The organism is Acidovorax sp. GW101-3H11 (assembly GCF_001633105.1).
Classification (GTDB): Bacteria; Pseudomonadota; Gammaproteobacteria; order Burkholderiales; family Burkholderiaceae_C; genus Acidovorax.
In genome coordinates, this window is sequence record NZ_LUKZ01000027.1 from 123,279 (window position 1) to 144,541 (window position 21,263).

General features: G+C 66.6%; 19 protein-coding genes. 10 read left to right on the forward strand and 9 right to left on the reverse strand.

Annotated features, from left to right (window positions below; genetic code table 11):
- Nucleotides 1–58: 58 nt before the first annotated feature.
- Entirely contained in the window at nucleotides 59–790 is a 732-nt protein-coding gene (locus A1D30_RS19660; protein WP_063462411.1) for a helix-turn-helix transcriptional regulator, read from the reverse strand.
- A gap of 163 nt (nucleotides 791–953) precedes the next feature.
- On the opposite strand from A1D30_RS19660, the gene A1D30_RS19665 reads away from it, so the two are divergent.
- Together A1D30_RS19665 and A1D30_RS19670 are read left to right on the forward strand one after the other, a co-directional pair.
- On the forward strand, nucleotides 954–1,796 hold the full coding sequence (locus tag A1D30_RS19665) for a hypothetical protein (protein WP_063462412.1): 843 nt from the start codon (nucleotides 954–956) through the stop codon (nucleotides 1,794–1,796).
- 55 nt (nucleotides 1,797–1,851) lie between these two features.
- Complete coding sequence (locus A1D30_RS19670) at nucleotides 1,852–3,810, forward strand: MFS transporter (RefSeq protein ID WP_063462413.1); 1,959 nt, start codon at nucleotides 1,852–1,854, stop codon at nucleotides 3,808–3,810.
- A gap of 36 nt (nucleotides 3,811–3,846) precedes the next feature.
- On the opposite strand, the gene A1D30_RS19675 is transcribed toward A1D30_RS19670, so the two are convergent.
- Both A1D30_RS19675 and A1D30_RS19680 read right to left on the reverse strand, forming a co-directional pair.
- Nucleotides 3,847–4,851 (reverse strand): tripartite tricarboxylate transporter substrate binding protein, encoded by a 1,005-nt coding sequence (locus tag A1D30_RS19675; protein WP_109790996.1) that lies wholly within the window; start codon nucleotides 4,849–4,851, stop codon nucleotides 3,847–3,849.
- Between the two features lie 112 nt (nucleotides 4,852–4,963).
- Nucleotides 4,964–5,980, reverse strand: a complete 1,017-nt coding sequence (locus tag A1D30_RS19680) for a 1-aminocyclopropane-1-carboxylate deaminase (protein WP_063462454.1) — start codon at nucleotides 5,978–5,980, stop codon at nucleotides 4,964–4,966.
- A 161-nt stretch (nucleotides 5,981–6,141) separates the two neighbouring features.
- On the opposite strand from A1D30_RS19680, the gene A1D30_RS19685 reads away from it, so the two are divergent.
- Nucleotides 6,142–6,657: an Lrp/AsnC family transcriptional regulator gene (locus tag A1D30_RS19685; protein ID WP_063462415.1), complete on the forward strand. Its 516-nt coding sequence runs from the start codon at nucleotides 6,142–6,144 to the stop codon at nucleotides 6,655–6,657.
- Between the two features lie 27 nt (nucleotides 6,658–6,684).
- Here A1D30_RS19685 and A1D30_RS19690 read toward each other — a convergent pair whose 3' ends face one another.
- The 3 genes from A1D30_RS19690 to A1D30_RS19700 all read right to left on the reverse strand — a co-directional run bounded on the left by A1D30_RS19690 (nucleotide 6,685) and on the right by A1D30_RS19700 (nucleotide 10,052).
- The gene (locus tag A1D30_RS19690; RefSeq protein ID WP_082836542.1) at nucleotides 6,685–7,599 is read right to left on the reverse strand and encodes an EamA family transporter; all 915 of its coding nucleotides are present in this window, start codon (nucleotides 7,597–7,599) and stop codon (nucleotides 6,685–6,687) included.
- 312 nt (nucleotides 7,600–7,911) lie between these two features.
- Nucleotides 7,912–8,532 carry a hypothetical protein gene (locus tag A1D30_RS19695; RefSeq protein ID WP_063462417.1) on the reverse strand — a complete coding sequence of 207 codons (621 nt, stop codon included), beginning with the start codon at nucleotides 8,530–8,532 and terminating at the stop codon, nucleotides 7,912–7,914.
- A 332-nt stretch (nucleotides 8,533–8,864) separates the two neighbouring features.
- Nucleotides 8,865–10,052 (reverse strand): saccharopine dehydrogenase NADP-binding domain-containing protein, encoded by a 1,188-nt coding sequence (locus A1D30_RS19700; RefSeq protein WP_063462418.1) that lies wholly within the window; start codon nucleotides 10,050–10,052, stop codon nucleotides 8,865–8,867.
- Between the two features lie 369 nt (nucleotides 10,053–10,421).
- Here A1D30_RS19700 and A1D30_RS19705 point away from each other — a divergent pair, with 369 nt between their 5' ends.
- The 7 genes from A1D30_RS19705 (at nucleotide 10,422) to A1D30_RS19735 (ending at nucleotide 17,591) form a co-directional block, all read left to right on the forward strand.
- Complete coding sequence (locus A1D30_RS19705; protein ID WP_131798494.1) at nucleotides 10,422–11,096, forward strand: hypothetical protein; 675 nt, start codon at nucleotides 10,422–10,424, stop codon at nucleotides 11,094–11,096.
- The gene (locus A1D30_RS19710; RefSeq protein WP_063462420.1) at nucleotides 11,089–12,867 is read left to right on the forward strand and encodes a patatin-like phospholipase family protein; all 1,779 of its coding nucleotides are present in this window, start codon (nucleotides 11,089–11,091) and stop codon (nucleotides 12,865–12,867) included. The genes A1D30_RS19705 and A1D30_RS19710 overlap by 8 nt, the downstream gene beginning before the upstream one ends.
- Nucleotides 12,868–13,053: 186 nt before the next feature.
- Nucleotides 13,054–13,542 carry a YiaA/YiaB family inner membrane protein gene (locus A1D30_RS19715; RefSeq protein WP_063462421.1) on the forward strand — a complete coding sequence of 163 codons (489 nt, stop codon included), beginning with the start codon at nucleotides 13,054–13,056 and terminating at the stop codon, nucleotides 13,540–13,542.
- 120 nt (nucleotides 13,543–13,662) lie between these two features.
- Entirely contained in the window at nucleotides 13,663–14,148 is a 486-nt protein-coding gene (locus A1D30_RS19720; protein WP_063462422.1) for a hypothetical protein, read from the forward strand.
- 11 nt (nucleotides 14,149–14,159) lie between these two features.
- Nucleotides 14,160–15,014, forward strand: a complete 855-nt coding sequence (locus A1D30_RS19725; RefSeq protein WP_063462423.1) for a DUF2145 domain-containing protein — start codon at nucleotides 14,160–14,162, stop codon at nucleotides 15,012–15,014.
- 86 nt (nucleotides 15,015–15,100) lie between these two features.
- Nucleotides 15,101–16,156 (forward strand): zinc ribbon domain-containing protein, encoded by a 1,056-nt coding sequence (locus tag A1D30_RS19730; protein ID WP_063462424.1) that lies wholly within the window; start codon nucleotides 15,101–15,103, stop codon nucleotides 16,154–16,156.
- On the forward strand, nucleotides 16,146–17,591 hold the full coding sequence (locus tag A1D30_RS19735) for an FAD-binding oxidoreductase (protein ID WP_242421951.1): 1,446 nt from the start codon (nucleotides 16,146–16,148) through the stop codon (nucleotides 17,589–17,591). The genes A1D30_RS19730 and A1D30_RS19735 overlap by 11 nt, the downstream gene beginning before the upstream one ends.
- Before the next feature lie 174 nt (nucleotides 17,592–17,765).
- Here A1D30_RS19735 and A1D30_RS19740 read toward each other — a convergent pair whose 3' ends face one another.
- From A1D30_RS19740 to tgt, 3 genes are all read right to left on the reverse strand, one after another.
- Entirely contained in the window at nucleotides 17,766–19,184 is a 1,419-nt protein-coding gene (locus tag A1D30_RS19740; protein WP_063462425.1) for a GGDEF domain-containing protein, read from the reverse strand.
- Nucleotides 19,185–19,424: 240 nt separating this feature from the next.
- The gene (locus tag A1D30_RS19745; RefSeq protein WP_242421952.1) at nucleotides 19,425–19,892 is read right to left on the reverse strand and encodes a hypothetical protein; all 468 of its coding nucleotides are present in this window, start codon (nucleotides 19,890–19,892) and stop codon (nucleotides 19,425–19,427) included.
- 119 nt (nucleotides 19,893–20,011) lie between these two features.
- Nucleotides 20,012–21,184 carry a tRNA guanosine(34) transglycosylase Tgt gene (gene tgt / locus A1D30_RS19750; protein ID WP_063462457.1) on the reverse strand — a complete coding sequence of 391 codons (1,173 nt, stop codon included), beginning with the start codon at nucleotides 21,182–21,184 and terminating at the stop codon, nucleotides 20,012–20,014.
- Nucleotides 21,185–21,263 lie beyond the last annotated feature (79 nt).

A 21,263-nucleotide genomic window follows, 5' to 3' on the forward strand; every position in this document is an offset into this window, starting at 1 on the left:
TTTGGCCTTCTCCGCGCATTGGCAAAGCGTTTTAAGCTATCAATAAGTGAGCATTCGGCTATCTGCGCATGCTGGAGAACGCCTCGAACTCCCAGCTGCGCATGGCCAGCAGCAGCGTGTAGCCCTCGCGCTCGCGTTCGGGCAGCTTCTGGTCGGCCAGGTGCTGCTGGGCAAAGTCCTGGGCGACGCGCTGCATGCGCTCCATGAAGGCGGGGGCCAGGCTGCGGCTGATGTTGCCGTGGACCAGCAGCACGCCTTCGCCCGTGCCGTCAAAGCCGCCTGCAAAGTAGTCGAGCAGCGCGTGCTCGCGGAAGTAGTTCATCACCGGGCCATGCGGGCGCCAGCGGAAGGTCTTGGCCAGCTTGAGGCGGTAGCGGTTGAGCGGCCGCAGCTCGATGATGCCGATGCGGTCGAGCTGCGCGAGGTATTTGATGCCCTCGGCCTCGGTGAGCCGGTAGGTGGTGACGACCTGCTCCAGCGTCCACTGGCTGAGCACGCAGATCGCCATCAGCAGCAGCTTCTTGTCGCCCACCACGGCCTTTTCCTGCTCCTGGCTCAGCTCCTTGAGCAGCGGCTGCGCATCGGCCACACGCCGCGCGAGGTCGGCAAAATCCAGCGCCAGCGCGCGGCAGATGGCGTCGATGCGCGACAGCGGCATGTCGCCCTTGGCCAGCATGCGCTTGACGCTGGACTCGGCCATGCCCAGCGCCTGCGCCAGGTCGGCGTAGGTCATCTGCGCGGTCTTGAGTTCCTTTTTCAGGGCGGTGACGAGGTCGGCGGTGGTGCTCATGGCTGGGGGCTTGTTGGTGGGTATGGGTGAGGATGGGTGGGTGTTAGGTATCAATTATCAATACCCGGGGTGGCGTGGGTAGCCCTTTGTGCGACTTTTATGGGGCCCAGACGCGATGGCCTGCCCACACTGCGCGGCATTCCAACCCCGCAGGATTTCCGCCATGCCGTTGTTTTCTTCCGCAACTCCTCCGCGCCGGGCCGAGACCGGCCTGCTGCTGGGTGCCGCCGCCTTGTTCGCCCTGGCCGTCTGGGGGCCGGTGCTGCCCGCCAGCGAACACCAGCACGCGTTTGCCGACCAGCGTGCGTGGCTGGGCATCCCCTGCGCGCTTGATGTACTGAGCAATCTGCCCTTTGCCCTGGCGGGTGTGTGGGGGCTGGTGGTGCTGCGCGGGGCGGTGGGCCTGGATGTGGCCTCGCGGTGGCTGGCCGGGCTGTTTTTTGCGGGCCTGCTGTGCACGGCCGCAGGCTCCATGCTGTACCACGGGCAGCCACACGACGCGGGCCTGTTGTGGGACCGGCTGGGCATGGTGCTGCCCTTTGCAGGCCTGCTGGGGTTGGCGGCCACCAGCCGCGTGAGCGCGCGCGCCGGGTGGGCCGCCGCCTGTGTAGTGCTGCTGGCCGGGCCGCTGGCCGTGGTGTGGTGGGCACACACCGGCAACCTGCTGCCCTGGGCCGTGGTGCAGCTGGGCGGCATGCTGGTGGTGCTGGCCCTGGCGTGCCTGCCCCGGCGCGATGGCGCGCTGGCGGTACACCTGGGCGCGGTCATCGGCCTGTATGCCGTGGCCAAGCTGTTTGAGGCGGCAGACCACGCGGTGTTCGACGCTACCTACCAGGCGGTGTCGGGCCACAGCCTCAAGCACCTGTTTGCCGCAGGCGCGGCCTGGCCCGTGCTGACGGCCCTGGCGGCGCGGCACCCGCGCCGGGCACCGGGCGGGCCGCAGGTCACGCTGTTTGTGCAGAATGGCGCCCACGCCGTGGGTGTCGCCCGCAGTTCACGTGTGTGAAGCGCGGGCGCGGAAAATTCCAACAAGCCAACCCATCGGAAACGAGGAGAAACGCATGCATCCCGAGACCCCCTCAGCCAGCGCAGCGCCAGCATCCGTGCCAACGCCCACGCAGACCCATGAGGACCCGAACCAGTTTGCCCTGCTGCGCCAGCGGCGGTTTGCGCCGTTCTTCTGGACGCAGTTCTCCGGCGCGGCCAACGACAACCTGTTCAAGTTTGCGTTCACCGTGATGGTGACCTACCAGCTCAGCGTGGACTGGCTGCCGCCCGCCATGGCGGGGCTGGTGATCGGTGCGCTGTTCATCCTGCCGTTCTTGCTGTTCTCGGCCACCTCGGGCCAGCTCACCGACAAGTACGACAAGACGAAGATGATCCGCTTCGTGAAGAACATGGAGATCGCCATCATGCTGGTGGCGGCCGTGGGCTTCATCGGCGGCAACATCCCCATCCTGCTGCTGTGCACCTTCCTCATGGGCGTGCACTCCACGCTGTTCGGCCCCGTCAAATTCGCCTACATGCCCCAGGTGCTCAGCGAGCGCGAACTCACGGGCGGCAACGGCATGGTCGAGATGGGCACCTTTGTGGCCATCCTGCTGGGCAATGTGGCGGGCGGCCTCTTGGTAGCCATCCCCGGCATCGGCCACACCACGGTGGCGGTGGCCTGCGTGCTGGCGGCACTGGTGGGGCGCGGGGTGGCGCATTTCATCCCCTCGGTGCCCGCCACCGACCCGGGCCTCACCATCAACTGGAACCCCTTCACCGAAACCTGGCGCAACCTCAAGCTCGCGCACGGCAACATCGTGGTGTTCCGCTCGCTGCTGGGCATCAGCTGGATGTGGTTCTTTGGCGCGGTGTTCCTGAGCCAGTTCCCGAGCCTGGCCAAGAACGTGCTGCATGGCAATGAGCAGGTGGCATCGCTGCTGCTGGTGGTGTTCTCGATTGGCATCGGCATCGGCTCGCTGCTGTGCGAGGTGCTGTCGCGCCGCCATGTCGAGATCGGCCTGGTGCCGCTGGGCGCCATCGGCATGAGCGTGTTTTCCATCGACCTGTACTTTGCGTCGCGCAGCCTGCCTCCGTCTGACATCATGGGCCTGGCCGCGTTCATGGCGCAGGGCGCGCACTGGCGTGTGATGATGGACTTGCTGTTGCTCAGCCTGTTTGCGGGCCTGTACAGCGTGCCCATGTACGCACTGATCCAGATGCGCAGCCAGCCCACACACCGCGCGCGCATCATCGCGGCCAACAACATCCTCAACGCGCTGTTCATGATCGCCAGCTCGCTCATTGCGGGCGCCTTGCTGGGCGCGGGCTTCACGGTGCCGCAGATCTTCCTGTTCACCGGCCTGGCCAATGCGGTGGTGGCGTTCTACATCTTCATGCTGGTGCCCGAGTACCTGCTGCGGTTTGTGGCCTGGGTGTCCTCGCGTTTTGTGTACCGCTTCAAGGTGCAGGGCGACGAGAACCTGCCGTCCACCGGCGCCGCCATCCTGGCCTGCAACCATGTGAGTTTTGTCGATGCCGTGCTGCTCATGGCCGCCAGCCCACGCCCCATCTACTTTGTGATGGACCACCGCATCTTCCGCGTGCCTGTGCTGGGCTGGCTGTTCCGCCTGGCCAAGGCGATCCCGATTGCGCCCTACAAGGAAGACCCCAAGACTTACGAAGCCGCCTTTGACCGCGCGGCCCAGGTGCTGCGCGAGGGCGACCTGCTCGCCATCTTCCCCGAAGGCGGCATCACCAAGGACGGGCAGCTGCAGGAGTTCAAGGGCGGCATCATGAAGATCATCGAGCGCGCGCGTGCAGAGGGCATCGAGGCGCCCGTGATCCCCATGGCGCTGACCAACCTCTGGGGCTCGTACTTCAGCCGCATCGAGCAGGGCGGCGCCATGGTGCGGCCGTTCCGCCGGGGGTTCTACAGCCGCGTGGGGCTGAATGTAGGCTCTGCCGTGGCCCCGACCGAGGTGCAGCCCACGTTGCTGCGCGAACGGGTGCAGAAGCTGCTGGCGGCCTGACGGCTGCGAGAGCGCAGCGCCCGGGGCCGCGCGGGTTCAGTCCGCCCGGATCTGAGCCCGCTGCGCAATGGCGCGCATGCGCGGCAATTCGTCTTCGATCTGTGCCAGCACGGCATCGCCGTTGGCGTACGACGGCTCCAGCCCGGCGGCCAGGAGCTTGCTGCGGACCTCGGCGTCCGCCAGGGTGTCGGCCAGGGCCTTGTGCAGCTTGGCCTTGGCCTCGGCGGGCAAGCCGCGCGGCGCAACCACGGCCAGCCAGGAGTCGGCCGAGAACCCGGGGAAGCCGCCTTCTGCCACCGTGGGCACGTCGGGCAGCTGTGTGGCCCGCGTGGCACCCGTGACGGCAATGGCCTTGATCTTGCCCGCCTTGAGCTGCGGCAGTGCTGCCGCCACGGTATCGATGGTGAAGGGAATCTGCCCGCCCATCAGGTCGGCCATGGCGGGGGCGCTGCCCCGGTAGGGCACGTGCAGCAGCTTGATGCCGGTTGCCGACCAGGCCAGCTCGGCCGCAAAGTGCCCGGTGGTGCCGTTGCCGAACGAGCCATACGAGAACTTGTCGGGCGTGCGCTGCACGGCGGCGATCAGCTGCCGGAGGTTGTTGACCGGCACATCGCGGTGGGCCAGCAGAATCAAGGGCACGCGCGCCACCAGGCCGATGGGTTCGTAGCTCTTGACGGGGTCATAGGGCAGCTTGGCGTTCAGCGCCGGGTTCACGGTGAAGGTGGAGCCGGAGCTGATCAGCAGCGTGTAGCCATCGGCAGGCGCATTGGCCACATAGGCCGCGCCCACCACGGTGCCCGCGCCCGCCTTGTTCTCCACCACGATGGGCTGGCCCAGCCGGTCACCCAGTTTCTTGCTGATGGTGCGGCCCACGATGTCCACGGCGCCCCCCGGCGGGAAAGGCACGACCAGCTGCACCGGCTTGGCTGGATAGCCGTCGGCATGGGCCCGCTGCAACGGGCCCAGTCCCAGTCCCAGCCCCGCGACGGTTGCCGCCAACAGGACCACGCGACGCCGTCTGACAAGCTGCAAGCACTTCATGGGGACTCCTTGGATCGAGGGACCGGGTGGGCGCCCTGCCTGGCGGCAAGGGCCTCTTCAGATCAACGACAGCCCGGCCAGCTGTGCCAGCCGGTGCTGCTCGCTGGACGCATCAGCCGTTGCGAAAAAGAAAGCTGTAGGCGTTGAGCGCCGGCACCCCTCCCAGGTGCGCGTACAGAACGCGAGAGCCTTCAGGGAATTCGCCGTTGCGGACCATGTCGATCATTCCGTGCATGGACTTGCCTTCGTACACCGGGTCGGTGAGCATGCCTTCCTGGCGTGCACACAGGCGGATGGCTTCGAGCGTGCCTTCGCTCGGCAGGCCGTACTCGGGGCCGCCGTAGCGCGTGTCCAGCACCACGTCCTCGGCCGTGAGTTCCTGGTCCAGCTCCACCAGCTTCGCGGTGTTCTGGGCGATGCGCAGGATCTGTGCGTGCGTTTGCGCGGGCTTGGCCGAGGCGTCGATACCGATCACCTTGCGCGCCCGGCCGTCGGCCGCAAAGCCCACCACCATGCCGGCCTGCGTGCTGCCCGTGACGGAGCACACGACGATGTAGTCAAACTGGAAGCCCAGTTCTTTCTCCTGCTGGCGCACTTCTTCGGCAAAGCCCACAAAGCCCAGGCCGCCGTACGGGTGCTCGGAGCAGCCGGCCGGGATGGGGAAGGGCTTGCCGCCCGCCTTCTTCACGTCGTCCATGGCCTGCTCCCAGCTGGGGCGGATGCCGATGTCGAAGCCCGCAGCGTCGAGGCGCACATCGGCGCCCATGATGCGGCTCATCTCGATGTTGCCCACACGGTCGTACACCGCGTCGGAGTAGTTGACCCAGTTTTCCTGCACCAGCACGCACTTCATGCCCAGGTGCGCGGCCACCGCAGCCACCTGGCGCGTTTGGTTGGACTGGATGCCGCCAATCGACACCAGCGTGTCGTAGCCGCCCGCAATCGCTTCGGGGATGAGGTATTCGAGCTTGCGCGTCTTGTTGCCGCCGAAGGCCAGGCCCGAGTTGCAGTCCTCACGCTTGGCATAGAGGTGCACCTTGCCGCCCAGGTGGGCCGACAGGCGCGGCAGCGCCGTGATGGGCGAGGGGCCGAAGGTGAGCGGGTGGCGGGGAAATTTTTGCAGGTTCATGGCGGTGTTCCGGTCGATGAAGAAGGGGCGCAAGCGCAGGGCTTGCAGTGCCTTCATCGTAGAAAAACACGCGCATCACGTGGTTGCAAAGTTTGGTCGAATTTCGGAGAAATTTGTTTCTGGATAAGAATGATATCGATCAATATTTCTTTGTATAGACAATGTGCGCAACAAAAGTTCGTCCCACGAATGTGCCGCAGGCCGATGTCTCGGCCGAGCTGGACCGCACCGACAAAACCATCCTGCGCCAGCTGCAGCGCGACGCGTCGCTGTCCAACGTCGCGCTGGCCGAGAAGGTGCACCTGAGCCCCCCCGCCTGCCTGCGCCGGGTAGAGCGCCTCAGGCGCCTGGGGCTCATCGACAAGGTGGTGGCACTGCTCAACCCCCAGGCCGTGGGCGCGGGCATGCTGGTGATGATTGGCGTGGTGCTGGACCGCTCCACGCCCGATTCATTTGCCGAGTTTGAAAAGGCGGCCGCCAAGGTGTCGGGCTGCATGGAATGCCATGTGGTCACCGGCGAGTTCGACTACTTCATGCTGGTGCGCACGCGCGACAACGACAGCTTCAACCGCCTGCATGCCGAGCAGTTGCTCTACCTGCCAGGGGTGCGGCAGGTGCGCTCGTTCATGGTGCTGCGCAACGTGCTCTCGACCACCGAGTTGCCGCTGGCGGTGTAGCGCACCACCGCCTCGCCGCCTTTCCCTTTACTGCGCCCCACGGAGCCGCCCCATCACCGCCGCCCAGGCCGGGCCGCCAAACACATTCACCACCAGCCCCGCCATCAAGAGCCCGGCGCCCGCAAAGTGCACGGGCAGCAACTGCTCGCCAAACACCACCCAGCCCGTGGTCAGGCCCACCACGGGCACCAGCAGCGTGAAGGGCGCCACGCGGTTCACGGGGTAGCGCGACATGAGGTAGGTCCACAGGCCAAAGCCCAGCAACGTGGAGATCCACGCGATGTAGGCCACGGCGGCCATGGATTTCAGCGACAGGTGCTGCACGGCGGATAGCACGGCACCCGGTCCATCAATCCACAGCGACAGTGCCACGAAAGGCAGGGGCGCCACCACGCTGGACCAGACGATGAAGGCAAACTGGTTCATCGGCCCATAGCGCCCCACGGCGCGGGTGACGATATTGCCGCAGCCCCACAGCGCAGCGGCCGCCACGGTCAGCGCAAAACCCGCCAGCGGCATCGAGGCGCCATGTGCGCTGCCAATCAGCACCAGCCCCACACCCGCCAGCGCCAGGCCTGCCACCTGGTTGCCCTGCCATTTCTCTCGCAGCCACCAGGCTGCCAGCAGCAGCGTGAAGAACGACTGCGCCTGCAGCACCAGCGAGGCCAGGCCCGAGGGCATGCCGATGTGGATGGCGGTGAACAGCAGCGCAAACTGGGCCACGGCCATGGTCATGCCGTACAGCAGGTACAGCCTGAGCGGCACCTTGGGCGGCTTGACGAACAGCAGCGCGGGGAAGGCTGCCAGCAGGTAGCGCAGCGCGCCCAGCAGCATGGGCGGCACATCGGCCACACCGACTTTGATCACCGCAAAGTTCAGCCCCCAAACGACGATGACGAGCAGGGCCAGGCACAGGTCACGGGGGCGCATAGGGAGGTTCATGGGGTGGTGGCGGTCACAACGGAAGATGTGCCATTGTCCGCGTGGGCCTGGGGCTGAGCGATGCGGCAGACGGCCAAATTTCAGTCAGAACCGGACAAGCTGCTGGTGGGCCAGCAGGGTGCCGTTCTTGCCGCTTGAGCGTTCCAGCCTGGGGGCTGAAAGCTGGATGCGAAAGGAAAACGGTTGTAGATATCGTATTTAAAGCGCAAGCAGCTATTAATGAATAGCGCTGTTCGTGTGGGTCGCGGGACTCGCACGGGGCGATGCCCTGGGCCCTGTGATGCTGAAGCGGCGAAGCTCACCTCTGGCCCCTCACCCATTGAAGGAATAGATGAGTATTCCCAGCGCAGGAACCACTACCAAATCCTTCTCGTCACCCGTGGTGAAGAATGCCCCCTCCTTGTATGCGGCTCTTTGGGCTTGGTTGAGCAATTCAGGCGGCTCATTGATGCAGCTCGCACCACGAAACAGGAGCTCATCCATTGGCGCTGGTGTGGCGTTCCAGGGCTTGTACTGGTTGTACGGTTTTCCGTCCCGGCCCAGGCGAGCCGTTTCAAGGTGCGTCAGGCCATCGCTGCGCAGGCGCGCCAAGTTTTTGTCGGACAGCCTGAAAATCGCAAACCCACAGCCTTCTCTGAAGCCGCTCACCTCATCGTGGTGCAGTACTTCCAGTGACTCAAACTGGGGAGGAATCGCTTGGCGATAGAACGAGACCTGCAAATGGCTGCAGCCCGTCATCGGCGCCAGTATCAGCACAAACAGTGCGCAGGCCCATGAGGCAAATCGCAGTGCAAGGGCGGGAGGGTGGTATCCGATCCATCGGTGGGACACGGCGGCAAAAGCACGGGCCAGGCCCTTGGCCAGGAAGAACGCTGCCGCCCCAAAGATCGCTAAGCACAGCAGACTGAACCCTATCCCGATGGCGAAAATCATGGCGACCTTTCAAGATGTCGAAACGTGAGGTTCGGCAAGTGTTGGGGTGCTGTGTGAGGTCCGCATGAAGTCTGTGAACTGCAGGTGATCTTCTGATGTGGTGCTGACTCCTATCGCAAGCGACAAAGACAAAACGGGAGAGGCTGGACTCGGGCTTATCTTTTCTATTTGCCCGGTGTCGTCTTCCAAAAAATTAGAACTGAAAGTGAATGCAGGCCAATAGATTCAAGCGCAAGAAGCTATGGATTTAGTAGCGTTTTTAACCACCCCCAAACCATCCATCCGAGGGGCGCCCCAGTTTTTGCTGAAACAAGCTACCCCCAGCCTGCATGTCAGGCGGTCTCCTCCACCCCAAAACTCACCCCCGCATTCGCCTGCAGCCGCGCGATCAGCACATCGCCCATCGCGGGCGCTGTGGTCCAGATGCCGCCGGGTGTGGCGGTGGCGTCTTGCAGCAGGCAGATGGCGGACTCGGTGATCATCTTCGACGTGGAGCCATAGCCCGGGTCGCGGTCGCCCTTCACGCCCACGCGCAGGGTGTTGCCTGCGGCGTCGGTGCCCAGGAACAGCACGTCGTAAAAGCCGTTCTCGCGTTCCTCGCGCGAAGGGCCCTCGCCGGGCTTGGGACCTTTGTCCGAGCCCAGCGACTTGTCGCCCGCCACCGCGTTGGCGATGGCTTCGCCCTTTTCGCCGGGGCCGGTGATGAGCATTTCGTCGTAGACAAAATCCGTGCCGTAGGCGTGCTGCAGCAAAAAGTTGGAGCGGTGCACATTGCGCGTGTTGATGGCGGCCATCACGAACGGCGCCACCCAGACCCCATCGCCCAGCGCCTCGTCCACCATGGGCTTATGGCCCGTGGGCTGGCGCGGGCCCTCAAACCCGGGCGTGAGCGAGAACGGGTTCTTGAGCAGGTCGAGCACCGCAGGGTTAGTGGCAGCGGCCGCCATGGTGGCCTTGAGGCTGGCGGCCGTGCCGCCCGAGAACGTGCCTTTCATCTTGCGCACCCGGCCGCGCACGCGGGGGGCGGCGTGGCCGAAGCGCTGGGCAAATTCCTTTTGCAGCAGGAACACGCCCAGGTCGAACGGGATCGAGTCGAACCCGCACGAGAACACGATGCGCGCGCCGCTGGCTTTGGCAGCGGCTTCGTGCGCGTCGATCATCTGGCGCATCCAGGCAGGCTCGCCGCACAGGTCCACATAGTCCACACCGGCCTTCGCACAGGCGGCCACGAGTTCGTTGCCATACAGCTGGTAGGGGCCCACGGTGGTCAGCACCAGGCGCGTGGCGTCCATCAGCGCCTGCAGGCTGGCGGGGTTGCTGGTGTCGGTCACGACCAGCGGGGTGTCGGCCGGGGCGCCCACTTCGTCGCGCACGGCGGCGAGTTTGTCGGCATTGCGGCCCCCCATGGCCCAGCGCAGGCCGCTGCCGGCGGGGTAGCGTTGCAGCAGGTATTCGATCACCAGGCGGCCGGTGAAGCCGGTGGCGCCGTGGACGACGAGGTCAAAGGGTTTCTGAGACATGGTGGCTGGATGGCGGTGAGGGGGATTGGGCACGGATTGTGATGGGCGAGCGCGGCGTGTGGTGTCGCGCAAGTGCAGACTTGGCAGTTGATGTGAGTATCGAAAGTACAGAAATTCGATACTTTGCAGGGTGCCGGGTGGTTCTTCCAGGCTTTGCCATGGGGGCAAGGATTTCGTGCCCGATCATGTGCGCCGTGCCACACCCATGGGCGACGGGATTGCAGTGGATGGTTGTCTGCGGCACAAGCCAAGGCAAACTACCATCGGCAGCGGGGCCGCCAGGCCATGCGGAAAAGCCCGAATCCATGGTCGGCATGGGTGGCGGTAGATTGGATTGGTCAGATTGACTCACTCTGGAGAAGCCAAGCGATGAGAAATCTTTGCAGGATCCTGCATCCCCGGCGTCTGCTGGCGGGCGCCCTGGTGGCGTTCGTGGCCAGTGGCCTGGTGCCACCGGCCGCCGCACAGACGGCGGCGCCAGTCACGCCCTTGATGCTGCAGCAGTGGCGCCTGGGGCAGGAGCTGGGTCGCTACGGTCTTGCGCAGAATGATCCTCAGGCCTTGCTGGCCGCTGCGAGACTGCAGCGCGCCTCGGGCTTGCAGCCGTCGAAGGCGCGTGTGGACGGAGACCGTGGGGGCCTGGTGGATCAAACGGACGCAGCCAGCCTGCTGGCCCACGCGAAGAAGCTGGCCCAGGGGCGGCCTGAGCTGACGGCGCTGATCGACGAGGCCCTGGCAGCGCGCCGCAGCCGTGGCACGCTGATCGGCCCGCAGGTGCAGCCCATCCTCATGGGCGCGCGGGATACCAAACCCATCTTGTTGTCCTACAAGCCCGGGCAAAAAGCCTTCTTCGGGATTGCCAGCGACCGGATGCAGGACATCGCGTTGTCTGTCAAAGGGCCCAAGAACGAGGCTCTTTGCGAGCCTGCCCAGGCAGGGGGGGAATTGCTGTGTGAATGGGTATCGGGTGAAGCCCCGGATGTGCGTGTGGTGGTGACCAACCTCAGCACCAATGCCGTGATGCTGACGTTCTTCCATGATTGAGCGTGGGGGCGCGCGGGGCTGGTGTGTGGCCTGGTGTGGTGTGCTCGCGGCCGCCTGCCTGGCGGGCTGCACGGTGGTGGGCAGCCGCCCCGGGTTGAGCTATCGCAATGAGCCGGACATGGGGCGCTCCTTTGTGCGCCCGCAGGTGCCGGTTCCGCGTGCGGCCACTGAATGGGTGGCCGACCGGCCCCAGTTCGTGGGCCTGGCCCTCAGCGGCGGAGGCAGCCGCTCGGCCAACTTCGGCATGGCGGCCCTGGAAGAGCTGGACAAGCTGGGCATCCTGGGGAATGTGGACGCGGTCTCTGCCGTCAGCGGCGGATCGATCCCTGCGGCCTACTTTGCGATCCATGGCGAGAAGCCGGATTGGGCAGAGCAAGGACGCCAGATGGCATCGACAGACTTCGCCATGCCCCTCATTGGAAAGCTGCTCAACCCCGTCAACCTGATGGCGACGACTTTCTCGGATCTGGACCGCAGCGACCATCTTGCCGAGCTGTTCGAGGAAAAGCTCTTTGATGGCAAACGGGTGACTTTTGCCGATCTGGGGCCACGTGGGCCGCGCCGCCCAGCGGTGTATTTCAATGCCACGGACACCACCAATGGCGGTGTCCGTTTTGTTTTCAGTGACCGGCAGTTTCTCCGCTCCACGGGCTCCGACCTCAGCCAGTTCCCCATTGCCTGGGCCATGGCATCTTCCGGGGCGTTTCCGGGGGTGTTCAACTCGGTGACCCTGCGCCGCTACAGCCTGGACCCTGCGAAACGCCGGGAAGGTGCGGACGATCCGGGAGACAAGCGCTATCTGCACCTCATCGATGGCGGGCCGAGTGACAACCTGGGGGTGGAGACCCTGATCCGTCTGGCCCGCGAACACCATGTCAACCGCCTGAATGCGGGGCAGCCGTCGCAGGGCTGCATGATCATGATGGTGGACTCGCACGTGCCCAACGCGGGGGTGACGGAGATGCGGCAGTCGGACCGGCGCAATTTCGGCTCGGTGTTGATTGACCTGAACTTCCTGGACGCCATCGACGCGATGCTGTCCAACCGCCGGGACCAGACCCTGTCGCAGATGGGCATCCGGCGGGATGCGCCCCAGGGGCAATTCAACGTGGAGCTGGCGCCCGGGTTGTGGGACTACAAGATCCGGCCCTATCGCCGCATCAGCCAGTTTCCGGTCGATTACTACCACCTGGACGGCCGGGCGTTCACCGAGGCGCGGTACTTCACACAGGCCAACGCGCTGGACCTGTCGGCCGCCAGGGTGCCCGAGCGGCGCCAGTTTGACTGCCAGGTGTGGCACATCGCGCTGGACGACATCCAGGCCATCGTGCCCTGGCGGGTTCAGGGCGGAGAGGGCAAACCGTTGGATCTGAACGTGGAGGCGGACAAGGAGGTGTTTGCCTACCGCTCCCGCCTGGGGCGCCTGATCAGCCAGGTGGCCACCAGTTACCGCCTCAGTGGCGCGCCCAACTGCAGCCAGGCCCAGCTTCAGGACCTCCTCTACGACGCAGCGCGAATCGCTGTGCGGCAAGACCGCATGTCGCTGGTTGATGTATGCGGATGGTTCGGGCAACGCGGGCTGGACCAAGGTGGCCAGTGCCGCCTGGAGGACCAGCCCCTGTTCCGCCCCGAGCTGGCGGTCACTCCCATACGCCGCCCATTGAACTTGACCGAGTCCGAGCAGAACACCGACCGGTTCGTGAAATGCGTCTCCGGCCCGGTCGGTGGGCGCTTGCCCGTGGTCCTGCCGGAGCCTTTGCTGATACGGTGACGCCGTGCGGGGGCTGACTAGGCGCTGCTGGCGAAGCCTGAACGGCCTCAGGTGGCAATCTGGTATCGGATTTCGCTACTTTTTGGCGTTAGAGCGGGTACTTTGGCGTTCGGAAGGCGGGTTGGACGGCGGTTGCCTGCATCATCTGGGCCGTGTTCAACCAACGCCCCCCGGGGCACCACAGCAATGTCTTCTTCTCCCATCGTTGTTCAGCGTGACACCAAGGCCTGGCAGCTGCAGGTGTGGGTCTCGTTTGGCATCGCGGTTTTTCTGTGTGCAGTGGGCCTGGCCTGGTTGCCCGGCGAGCAGCTGGAGCAGGCGTTCATGGTGATGGGGTATGTGTTCTGCCTCTCGGCCGCGTTTGTGCTGGCCAAGTTTGTGCGGGACAACGCAGGTGCCTCGCGCCGGGGCAGTGGCGACACCCCCATGTGGAAGCTGGTGGTGTGGGGCGGCTTTGCGGTGGCCATGGGCCTCACGGGCTGGGGTCTGCTGAGCATGGACATCAACGTAACCTACAAGGCGTTTCTGGGCGTGAGCTGGCTCTACCTGATCACCACCGCCTTCACGCTGGCCAAGATGCTGCGCGACCGCCACGAGGCGGACCTGATGGAAGCCCGCCTGCAGGGCCGCCGTGAGGCTGCCCAGGCAGCAGCCAACGGCAACAGCGCGAACTGATCGCATCGGATGTATGCAGGCGGCGCACCGCCGCCTGTACCGGCAAATTTTCTTTCTGGTTTTCGACCCGGTTTCTCCCGCACCCCTGGGTGCGTGGTGGGGTCGCATTGTGAGGAGTGAATGATGATGAATACGGTGTTTTCTTCGTGGGGCCCCACCCGACTGTCCCGCGCCCTGCTGGTGGCCGGTGTGGTGTGTGCTGCGCTGGTGGCCGCTGCCCCGGCCCGGGCGCAAAGCGAGGCTTCTGCCGCGCTGTCGATGTTGCCGGTGGCCTCGGTGGTGGGCACGGCGTCTGTCGCATCGGCCGCCGCCGGTGCGGTAGTGGCGGTGCCCGCCGCGTTGTCGGTGGGCGGCGCGGTGCTCACTGTGCGGGCGGTCGAAGCCTCGGCGTTGGGCACGGTGTACCTGCTGGAGCGCGCCTCGGACGGCGCCCAGGTGAGCGTGGAAGTGGTCGGCCGTGGCGTGGCGGGCTCGGCCTATGCGGTGGGCACGGTGGTGACCTGCAGCGTGATCGGCACGGGCGTGATCCTGTCGGCAGCGGGCGAGGCGATTGCCTTTGTGCCCAATGCCATCGGCCGTGCGCTGCTGCACAACGAGCGTCTTTGAGGAGCGGCACGATGGTGAAAGCCCTGAACCTTGGTCGCGACCCCGCCCAGCGCATCCCCACCGTGGTGGGCGTGGTGTTCCTTGCCGGTGCCGCGCTGCTGGCCGTCACCCCGGCCCAGGCGGGCCGCTCCTGCGAATCCCGCAAGCCCGTGCCCCCGCAGGTGATCGAGCGCGGCATGAAGCTGGCCGAGCAGACCTCGGCCGCGCTGGATGCCGAGCACGCCAGGTCGGGCGCGCAGGTGGTGGCGCTGGCCCGTGCGGGGCAGGACCTCTCCAAATACGGCCTGCGCTACTCGCACATGGGCTGGGCCTACAAGACGGCCGAAGGCCCCTGGCGTGTGGCGCACAAGCTCAACGAATGTGGCACGGCCGTGGGCCACCTGTACCGCCAGGGCCTGGGCGAATTCTTTCTGGACGACCTGTGGCGCTACGAAGCCGTGTACGCCGTGCCCACGCCCGAGGTGCAGCAGCGCCTGCTGGCCGTGCTGCAGGACAAGGGCCGCACCAAGGCCCTGCAGCACCTGCCCTACAGCATGGTCAGCTACGCCTGGGGGCGCAAATACCAGCAGTCCAACCAGTGGGCGCTGGAGACCCTGGCGATGGCCATGGAGCCCGGCACCGTGCGTGCGCGCGACCAGGCGCAGGCCTGGCTGCAGTTCAAGGGCTACGAACCCACGGCGCTCAAGCTCGGGCCGCTCACGCGCATGGGCGGGCGGGTCGGCTCGGCCAACATTGCGTTTGACGACCATCCGGGCGAGAAGCGCTTCTCGGACCGCATCGAGACCGTCACGGTGGACTCGGTGCTGGCCTGGCTGCAGCGCACCCAGCTGGCAGCGCCTGCGGTGGTGCTGGTGCTGAAAAACTGAGAAAAAATCGGCCTCTGCGCGCTTCTGGTAAGCGGTTGTAGCTATCAAATCAGTAGTTTCAGTAGGAATTGAGGAAGGCAGTCACCATGAGCAAATCACTGCGTTTGTCCGAAAAATGGTTCCGCCGGGGCCTGTGGCTGGTGGCGCTGGTGTTTGCCAGCTTCCTCATCGGCCTGGGCGGCACCATCGTGGGCGACCTGCCCAAGGTCGAAACCCCGCTGCGGGTGGACGACTTCCTCGACAAGCCTGCTGCCGACAAGCTGCGCGCCGAGGCCAAGGCCGCGCGCCAGGCCGAGCAGGACGCGCAGACCGCGCTGGAGCAGGCCCAGCTGCAGCGCAGCAAGGTGCGCAGCGAGGTGCAGGCCGAGAGGGACAGCTTCAACAACTGGCTGGCCACCCGCAGCGCCACCCAGCGCGCCGACCAGGACCCCGAGGTGATCGCGCGTACCCAGGCGCTGGACGTGCTCAAGCTCGCCGAACGCAAGACCCAGCAGGCGGTGGAGGCCCAGCAGCAGGCCGCGCTCGATGCCCGCCAGGCGGCGGCCGCCCGGCAGGAGCAGCTGAGCCGCATGGAGTCCGACGGCTACGTCAAGCTCAACGCCGAGCGCCGCAAGGTCGAGCTGCGCGTGTTCCTCTACCGCCTGGCGCTCACGCTGCCGCTGTTGGCCATTGCGGGCTGGCTGTTCGCCAAGCAGCGCAAAAGCACCTACTGGCCGTTTGTGTGGGGCTTCATCTTCTTCGCGCTGTTTGCCTTCTTTGTGGAACTGGTGCCCTACCTGCCCAGCTACGGCGGCTACGTGCGCTACGTGGTGGGCATTGCGGTGACGGCCGTGGTGGGGCGCTATGCCATCCAGGCGCTCAACCGCTACCTGGAGCGCCAGAAGCTGGCCGAGGCCTTGCCGGACCAGGAGCGCCGCAAGGAGCTGAGCTACGACGTGGCCCTGGCCCGCCTGGCCAAGAACGTGTGCCCGGGCTGCGAGCGGCCCGTGGATTTGAAGAACGAAAAAATCGACTTCTGCCCGCACTGCGGCATCGGCCTGTTCGACCACTGCGGCCATTGCAGCACCCGCAAGAGCGCCTTCGCACGGTTTTGCCACGCCTGCGGCACGGTCGCTGGCGTCAAGCTGGCGCGTGAAGACTGAGGCGGTGGTGGGCACCGCGCCCCACGGGCTGCGCCGCCGTGAGCTGCTGGGCGCCCTGGCCGCCGCAGGCCTGCTGGGTGCCGTGCCCAGGCCCGCCCACAGCGCCCCCGGCACACTCATCGAGAACGTGACCCGCCTGTACCCCGTGCGGGTGGCGCGGGTGGTGGTGCCCACCCGCGTGCAAGACGTGGTGCATGCCGTGCAGCACTGGCCCGGTGCCGTGGCTGTGGGGGGCGGGCGCTACAGCATGGGCGGGCAGGTGGGTGTGGAGGGCGGCCTGCACATCGACATGCGCCGCATGAACGCCCTGGTGTGGCTGGATGCCCCCGCCCGCACCGTGCGCGTGCAGGCGGGCATGCGCTGGCGCGACCTGCAGGACCACCTGGACCCGCACGACCTGGCGGTGCGGACCATGCAGAGCTATTCGAACTTCACCGTGGGCGGGTCGGTGTCGGTCAACGTGCACGGCCGCTATGTGGGGCACGGCCCCATCGGCGCATCGGTGCGGGCGCTGCAGATCGTGCTGGCCAGCGGCGAGGTGCGCGAGGCCAGCCGCCAGCAGCACCCCGACCTGTTCCGCGCGGCCCTGGGCGGCTACGGTGGGCTGGGCGTGATCACCGAGGTGGAGCTGGACCTGGACCCCAACACCGCCATCGAGCGCAGCGTGGCCCAGGTGGCGCTGGACGACTACCCTGGCTTCTTTGCCGCCAAGGTGCACGCCAACGCCCGGGCTGTGATGCACAACGCCGACCTGCTGCCCCCGCACTTTGACCGCGCCACCGCCGTGACCTGGGCCACCACCGACAGGCCCGTGACGGTGCCCGAACGCCTGGTGCCACGCGGCCAGCGCTACGACCTGGACAAGACCGTGATCTGGGCCCTGACCGAGCTGCCGGGGGGCCACCAGCTGCAGCACAAGGTGGTGCGCCCGGCGCTGCTGCGCGGCCAGCCGGTGGTGTGGCGCAACCGCGAGGCCAGCCTGGACGCCGCCTCGCTGGAGCCCGCCAGCCGCGCGCAGTCCACCTATGTGCTGCAGGAATATTTTGTGCCCGTGGCCCGCTTCGCGGCCTTCACGCGGGGCCTGGCCCGCATCCTGCAGCAGCATGGGGCGCAGGTGCTCAACATCTCGGTGCGCCACGCGCCGCCCGACCCGGATGCCGTGATGGCCTGGGCGCGTGAGGAGGTGTTTTCGTGGGTGCTGTATTTCAAGCAGGGCACCAGCGCCGAGGCGCAGGAGGGCGTGGGCCTGTGGACGCGTGCGCTGATCGACCTGGCCCTGCAGCACGGCGGCACCTACTACCTGCCGTACCAGCGCCATGCCACGCAGGCGCAGTTTGCGGCGGCCTACCCGCAGGCCGACCGGTTTCGCGCCACCAAGGCGGTGTGGGACCCGCAAGGGCGCATGCGCAACATGCTTTGGGCGCAGTACCTGTAGGGATGTCCTGCATAACTCCCTGCGGTCGGTGATAGCGCGGCCTCGGGCGGTTCACTGCGTTGCTTTTCTTGCCAATAGCTGGGCTATTGGCAAGAAAAGACGCCTTGCGCCCCATCCCGATCCGCACTACCACCGCCCCGCGAGGGTTATGCAGGACATCCTTGGGGCGGTGGTTCAGGCCAGCGCCACCCGGTTGCGCCCCTCGGCCTTGGCGCGGTAGAGCGCGGCGTCGGCGGCCAGCAGCAGCGTGTCCATGTCGGCGTTGCCGCCCATGCTGGCGCTGTGCACCAGGCCAATGCTCACCGTGGCGCGCTGGGTGGGCCCCTGGCCTCCGGGGGCTGTAGCAAAAGGCTGCTGCTCCACGGCGCTGCGCAGGCGCTCGGCCATGGCGTGGGCTTCGGCGGGCGACACCTCGGGCAGCACCGCCGCAAACTCCTCGCCGCCCAGGCGGCCCAGCAGGTCTTGCGGGCGCAGCTCGCGCGCCATGGCCTGGGCAATGCCGATGAGCAACTGGTCGCCCGCGCCATGCCCGTGCTGGTCGTTCACCTGTTTGAAATGGTCCACGTCCAGCATCAGCACCGCCGCCCCGGCGGACTCGTGCTGGTGGCTGGCCAGCAGGCGCGCGCCCTGCTTGAGCAGCGCACGGCGCGCGAGCACGCCCGTCAGGTCGTCGTGGCGCACGGCGTAGTCGAGGCGGCGCAGGGCCTCGGCGCGCGCGGCACTGGCACAGGCCACGGCCAGCGGCCCCAGTGCCAGCAGGGTGACGCCCACGCGCAGCGAGAACACATCGCCCGCATGGGCCGGCGTGAAGTTGAGCACGCCCGTGGCCACGCCCGCCATGGTCCACAGGCACACCACCAGCGACAGCAGGCTGGCGGTGAAGGCGCTGTAGCTGAGCGCGCACCACAGCAGCCCCGGCACCACAAAGGCCAGCATGCCCGGCCCGCCGATCACGGTGCGGATGCCTTCGGCCAGCAGCAGCGAGCTGATGGGCGCCACGCGCCAGAGCAGCGACATGCCCTGCAGGCCGCCCTGCGTGGCCTGGGGTGGGTCGTCGGCATGCGGCGCGGCCAGCACCACGGGCACGATGAGCATGTAGTTCATCAGCTCGGTGCTGAACCACAGCGAGAGCAGGTCGGTCCAGGGCGCATTGAAGTACACCGGCGCGGCGCCGCAGCCCGCCAGCGCACCCACGGTGCTGGCCACCAGCGCTGCCAGCAGCAGGTACAGGGCAGACGCCGTGCGCTGCAGGCGCCGGATGCGTTCGTCCAGCCTGCGCAGCACCAGCCAGCCCGCCGTGGCGCCCAGCAGGTTGGCGGCGTTGAGCCACAGCGCCATGCCCCAGGCGCTGCCCGTGAGCAGGTCGGCCGCCACATAGCCCGCGGCGGCGGCCAACCAGGCCGGTGGCCGGGCCAGATGGGGGTAGCGCACCAGCAGGCCCAGCAGCAGCGCATTGGCGGGCCAGAACGCCGACAGAAACCCGATGGGCCGCGCAAAGATGCCCACCAGGCAGGCGCCAAAAATCAGCATCCCCAGGGCCAGCCAGGCCAGCGCGGGCGCCAGGGGCCGGGAGGGAACAAGGGTGCGGAGCATGGTGGCTGGGGAGGGGCGGGCGCTGAGCGGTGGTGGATTGTCTCCGCAGCCGGTGGGCGGGCCGCAGGGTGTCTCGGTATGTTGAAACATTTGTTGACAATTGCCAACAGCCCGAGGGCCTTGGCCCGTGGTTTTACTGCGTATTTGTGGCGCCTTTTGGGCAGTTTGCGCGCTGTGGTATTGGTTTTATTGCTATCAAAATATGTAGCAGACCGCTCCGTCGCGGCGGGGCTGGTCCGCTCAGCGTCGGCGCCAGCGCTGCCGCCATTGGCGCTGGACCACGCGCGCCACGCGCCAGGCCCAGGTGGCGCGGGCGCGGGCCAGCACCGCGTGCTTGGCGCGCATCCCCTGCGCATAGGCCCAGGCGAACCAGCGCAGCTGCATCAGCGCGGGCTGCGTGAGGGTGAACAGCCGCGCCACCACCGCCGTGCCAACCACCTTGGCCAGAGCAATCACCAGCATGCCCAGCACCACATGTCCATGCCCCATGGCCCAGAGCGCGAGCAGCTTGACGGGCAGCAGCAGCAAGGTGGGCAGCGCAAACAGGCACACGGCCGCCCAGGGCGGAAGGCCGCGCACCCAGCCCTCGATCCAGCGCAGACCGGGCCAGCGGCCGATGCGCGCCAGCAGCTGCTGCAGCGGCACCCAGCCCCATTCCTCGAACAGAATGAAGAGCGCCAGCACACCGCTGGCCAGGCCCGCCGCCATGCGACCGGGCCAGCGCAGCAGGGAGTGCAGTATTTTTTGAATGATTTTGGCCTTCTGCGCCTGTTGGGATTGCCTTTTAAGCTATCAAATGAATAGCTATTGCATCCCAGGCCGCACCCTTACACACCACGCGCCCGGTCGGCCTTGAACTGCGCGCGGAACGCGGCAAAGGTGCCCGCCTCCAGCGACTCGCGCACCTCGCGCATCAGGTTCAGGTAGTAGTGCAGGTTGTGCACGGTGGTGAGCATGGGGCCCAGCATCTCGCCGCAGCGGTCCAGGTGGTGCAGGTAGGCACGTGAGAATCCTTCGCGCCCGCCGTCGTCCCAGGCCACGCCCGAGCTGCCCGCGCAGGCGTAGCAGGTGCAGCTGGTGTCCATGGGCTTGTGGTCGGCCTTGTGGCGTGCGTTGCGGATCTTCAGGTCGCCAAAACGCGTGAACATGGTGCCGTTGCGCGCGTTGCGGGTGGGCATCACGCAGTCGAACATGTCCACGCCGTCGGCCACGCCCTGCACCAGGTCCTCGGGCGTGCCCACGCCCATCAGGTAGCGCGGCTTGTGGGCGGGCAGGCGGTGCGGCGTGTGGGCCATGATGTCCAGCATCTCGTCCTTGGGCTCGCCCACGCTCACACCACCCACGGCGTAGCCGGGGAAGTCCATCTCGACCAGGCGCTCCAGCGACTCCTGGCGCAGGTTCTTGAACATGCCGCCCTGCACGATGCCGAAGAGCGCGTTGGGGTTCTCCAGCCGCTGGAACTCATCGCGCGAGCGCTTGGCCCAGCGCAGGCTCATCTCCATGCTCTTGCGCGCCTCGGCCTCGGTGGTCTTGTGGCCCTTGGTTTCGTAAGGTGTGCACTCGTCGAGCTGCATCACGATGTCGGAGTTGAGCGTGGTCTGGATCTGCATGCTCACCTCGGGCGACATGAAGAGCTTGTCGCCGTTGACGGGGCTGGCAAAGGTCACGCCTTCTTCGGTGATCTTGCGCATGGCGCCCAGGCTCCAGACCTGGAAGCCGCCCGAATCGGTGAGGATGGGCTTGTCCCACTTTTCAAAGCCGTGCAGGCCGCCAAAGCTCTGCATCACATCGAGGCCCGGGCGCATCCACAGGTGGAAGGTGTTGCCCAGGATGATCTGCGCGCCCATGTCGTGCAGGCTGCGCGGCATCACGCCCTTGACGGTGCCATAGGTGCCCACGGGCATGAAGATGGGGGTTTGCACCACGCCGTGGTTGAGCGTGAGCTGGCCACGGCGTGCGTGGCTGGAGGGGTCGGTTTTGAGGAGTTCGAACTGCAGCATGATGGGGCGCATTGTCCCAGACGGGCTTGCCTGGTCTGCTTCAAGGGTATGGGCTGGCGTTTGTGCAGGCCGTCGCTAC

What these genes read in the sequence shown, in the direction of transcription:
- A1D30_RS19660 (WP_063462411.1), bottom strand. Translation starts at nt 790, where the DNA reads ATGAGCACCACCGCCGACCTCGTCACCGCCCTGAAAAAGGAACTCAAG.
- A1D30_RS19665 (WP_063462412.1), top strand. Translation starts at nt 954, where the DNA reads ATGCCGTTGTTTTCTTCCGCAACTCCTCCGCGCCGGGCCGAGACCGGC.
- A1D30_RS19670 (WP_063462413.1), top strand. Translation starts at nt 1,852, where the DNA reads ATGCATCCCGAGACCCCCTCAGCCAGCGCAGCGCCAGCATCCGTGCCA.
- A1D30_RS19675 (WP_109790996.1), bottom strand. Translation starts at nt 4,851, where the DNA reads ATGAAGTGCTTGCAGCTTGTCAGACGGCGTCGCGTGGTCCTGTTGGCG.
- A1D30_RS19680 (WP_063462454.1), bottom strand. Translation starts at nt 5,980, where the DNA reads ATGAACCTGCAAAAATTTCCCCGCCACCCGCTCACCTTCGGCCCCTCG.
- A1D30_RS19685 (WP_063462415.1), top strand. Translation starts at nt 6,142, where the DNA reads ATGTGCGCAACAAAAGTTCGTCCCACGAATGTGCCGCAGGCCGATGTC.
- A1D30_RS19690 (WP_082836542.1), bottom strand. Translation starts at nt 7,599, where the DNA reads ATGAACCTCCCTATGCGCCCCCGTGACCTGTGCCTGGCCCTGCTCGTC.
- A1D30_RS19695 (WP_063462417.1), bottom strand. Translation starts at nt 8,532, where the DNA reads ATGATTTTCGCCATCGGGATAGGGTTCAGTCTGCTGTGCTTAGCGATC.
- A1D30_RS19700 (WP_063462418.1), bottom strand. Translation starts at nt 10,052, where the DNA reads ATGTCTCAGAAACCCTTTGACCTCGTCGTCCACGGCGCCACCGGCTTC.
- A1D30_RS19705 (WP_131798494.1), top strand. Translation starts at nt 10,422, where the DNA reads ATGAGAAATCTTTGCAGGATCCTGCATCCCCGGCGTCTGCTGGCGGGC.
- A1D30_RS19710 (WP_063462420.1), top strand. Translation starts at nt 11,089, where the DNA reads ATGATTGAGCGTGGGGGCGCGCGGGGCTGGTGTGTGGCCTGGTGTGGT.
- A1D30_RS19715 (WP_063462421.1), top strand. Translation starts at nt 13,054, where the DNA reads ATGTCTTCTTCTCCCATCGTTGTTCAGCGTGACACCAAGGCCTGGCAG.
- A1D30_RS19720 (WP_063462422.1), top strand. Translation starts at nt 13,663, where the DNA reads ATGATGATGAATACGGTGTTTTCTTCGTGGGGCCCCACCCGACTGTCC.
- A1D30_RS19725 (WP_063462423.1), top strand. Translation starts at nt 14,160, where the DNA reads ATGGTGAAAGCCCTGAACCTTGGTCGCGACCCCGCCCAGCGCATCCCC.
- A1D30_RS19730 (WP_063462424.1), top strand. Translation starts at nt 15,101, where the DNA reads ATGAGCAAATCACTGCGTTTGTCCGAAAAATGGTTCCGCCGGGGCCTG.
- A1D30_RS19740 (WP_063462425.1), bottom strand. Translation starts at nt 19,184, where the DNA reads ATGCTCCGCACCCTTGTTCCCTCCCGGCCCCTGGCGCCCGCGCTGGCC.
- A1D30_RS19745 (WP_242421952.1), bottom strand. Translation starts at nt 19,892, where the DNA reads ATGGCGGCGGGCCTGGCCAGCGGTGTGCTGGCGCTCTTCATTCTGTTC.
- tgt (WP_063462457.1), bottom strand. Translation starts at nt 21,184, where the DNA reads ATGCTGCAGTTCGAACTCCTCAAAACCGACCCCTCCAGCCACGCACGC.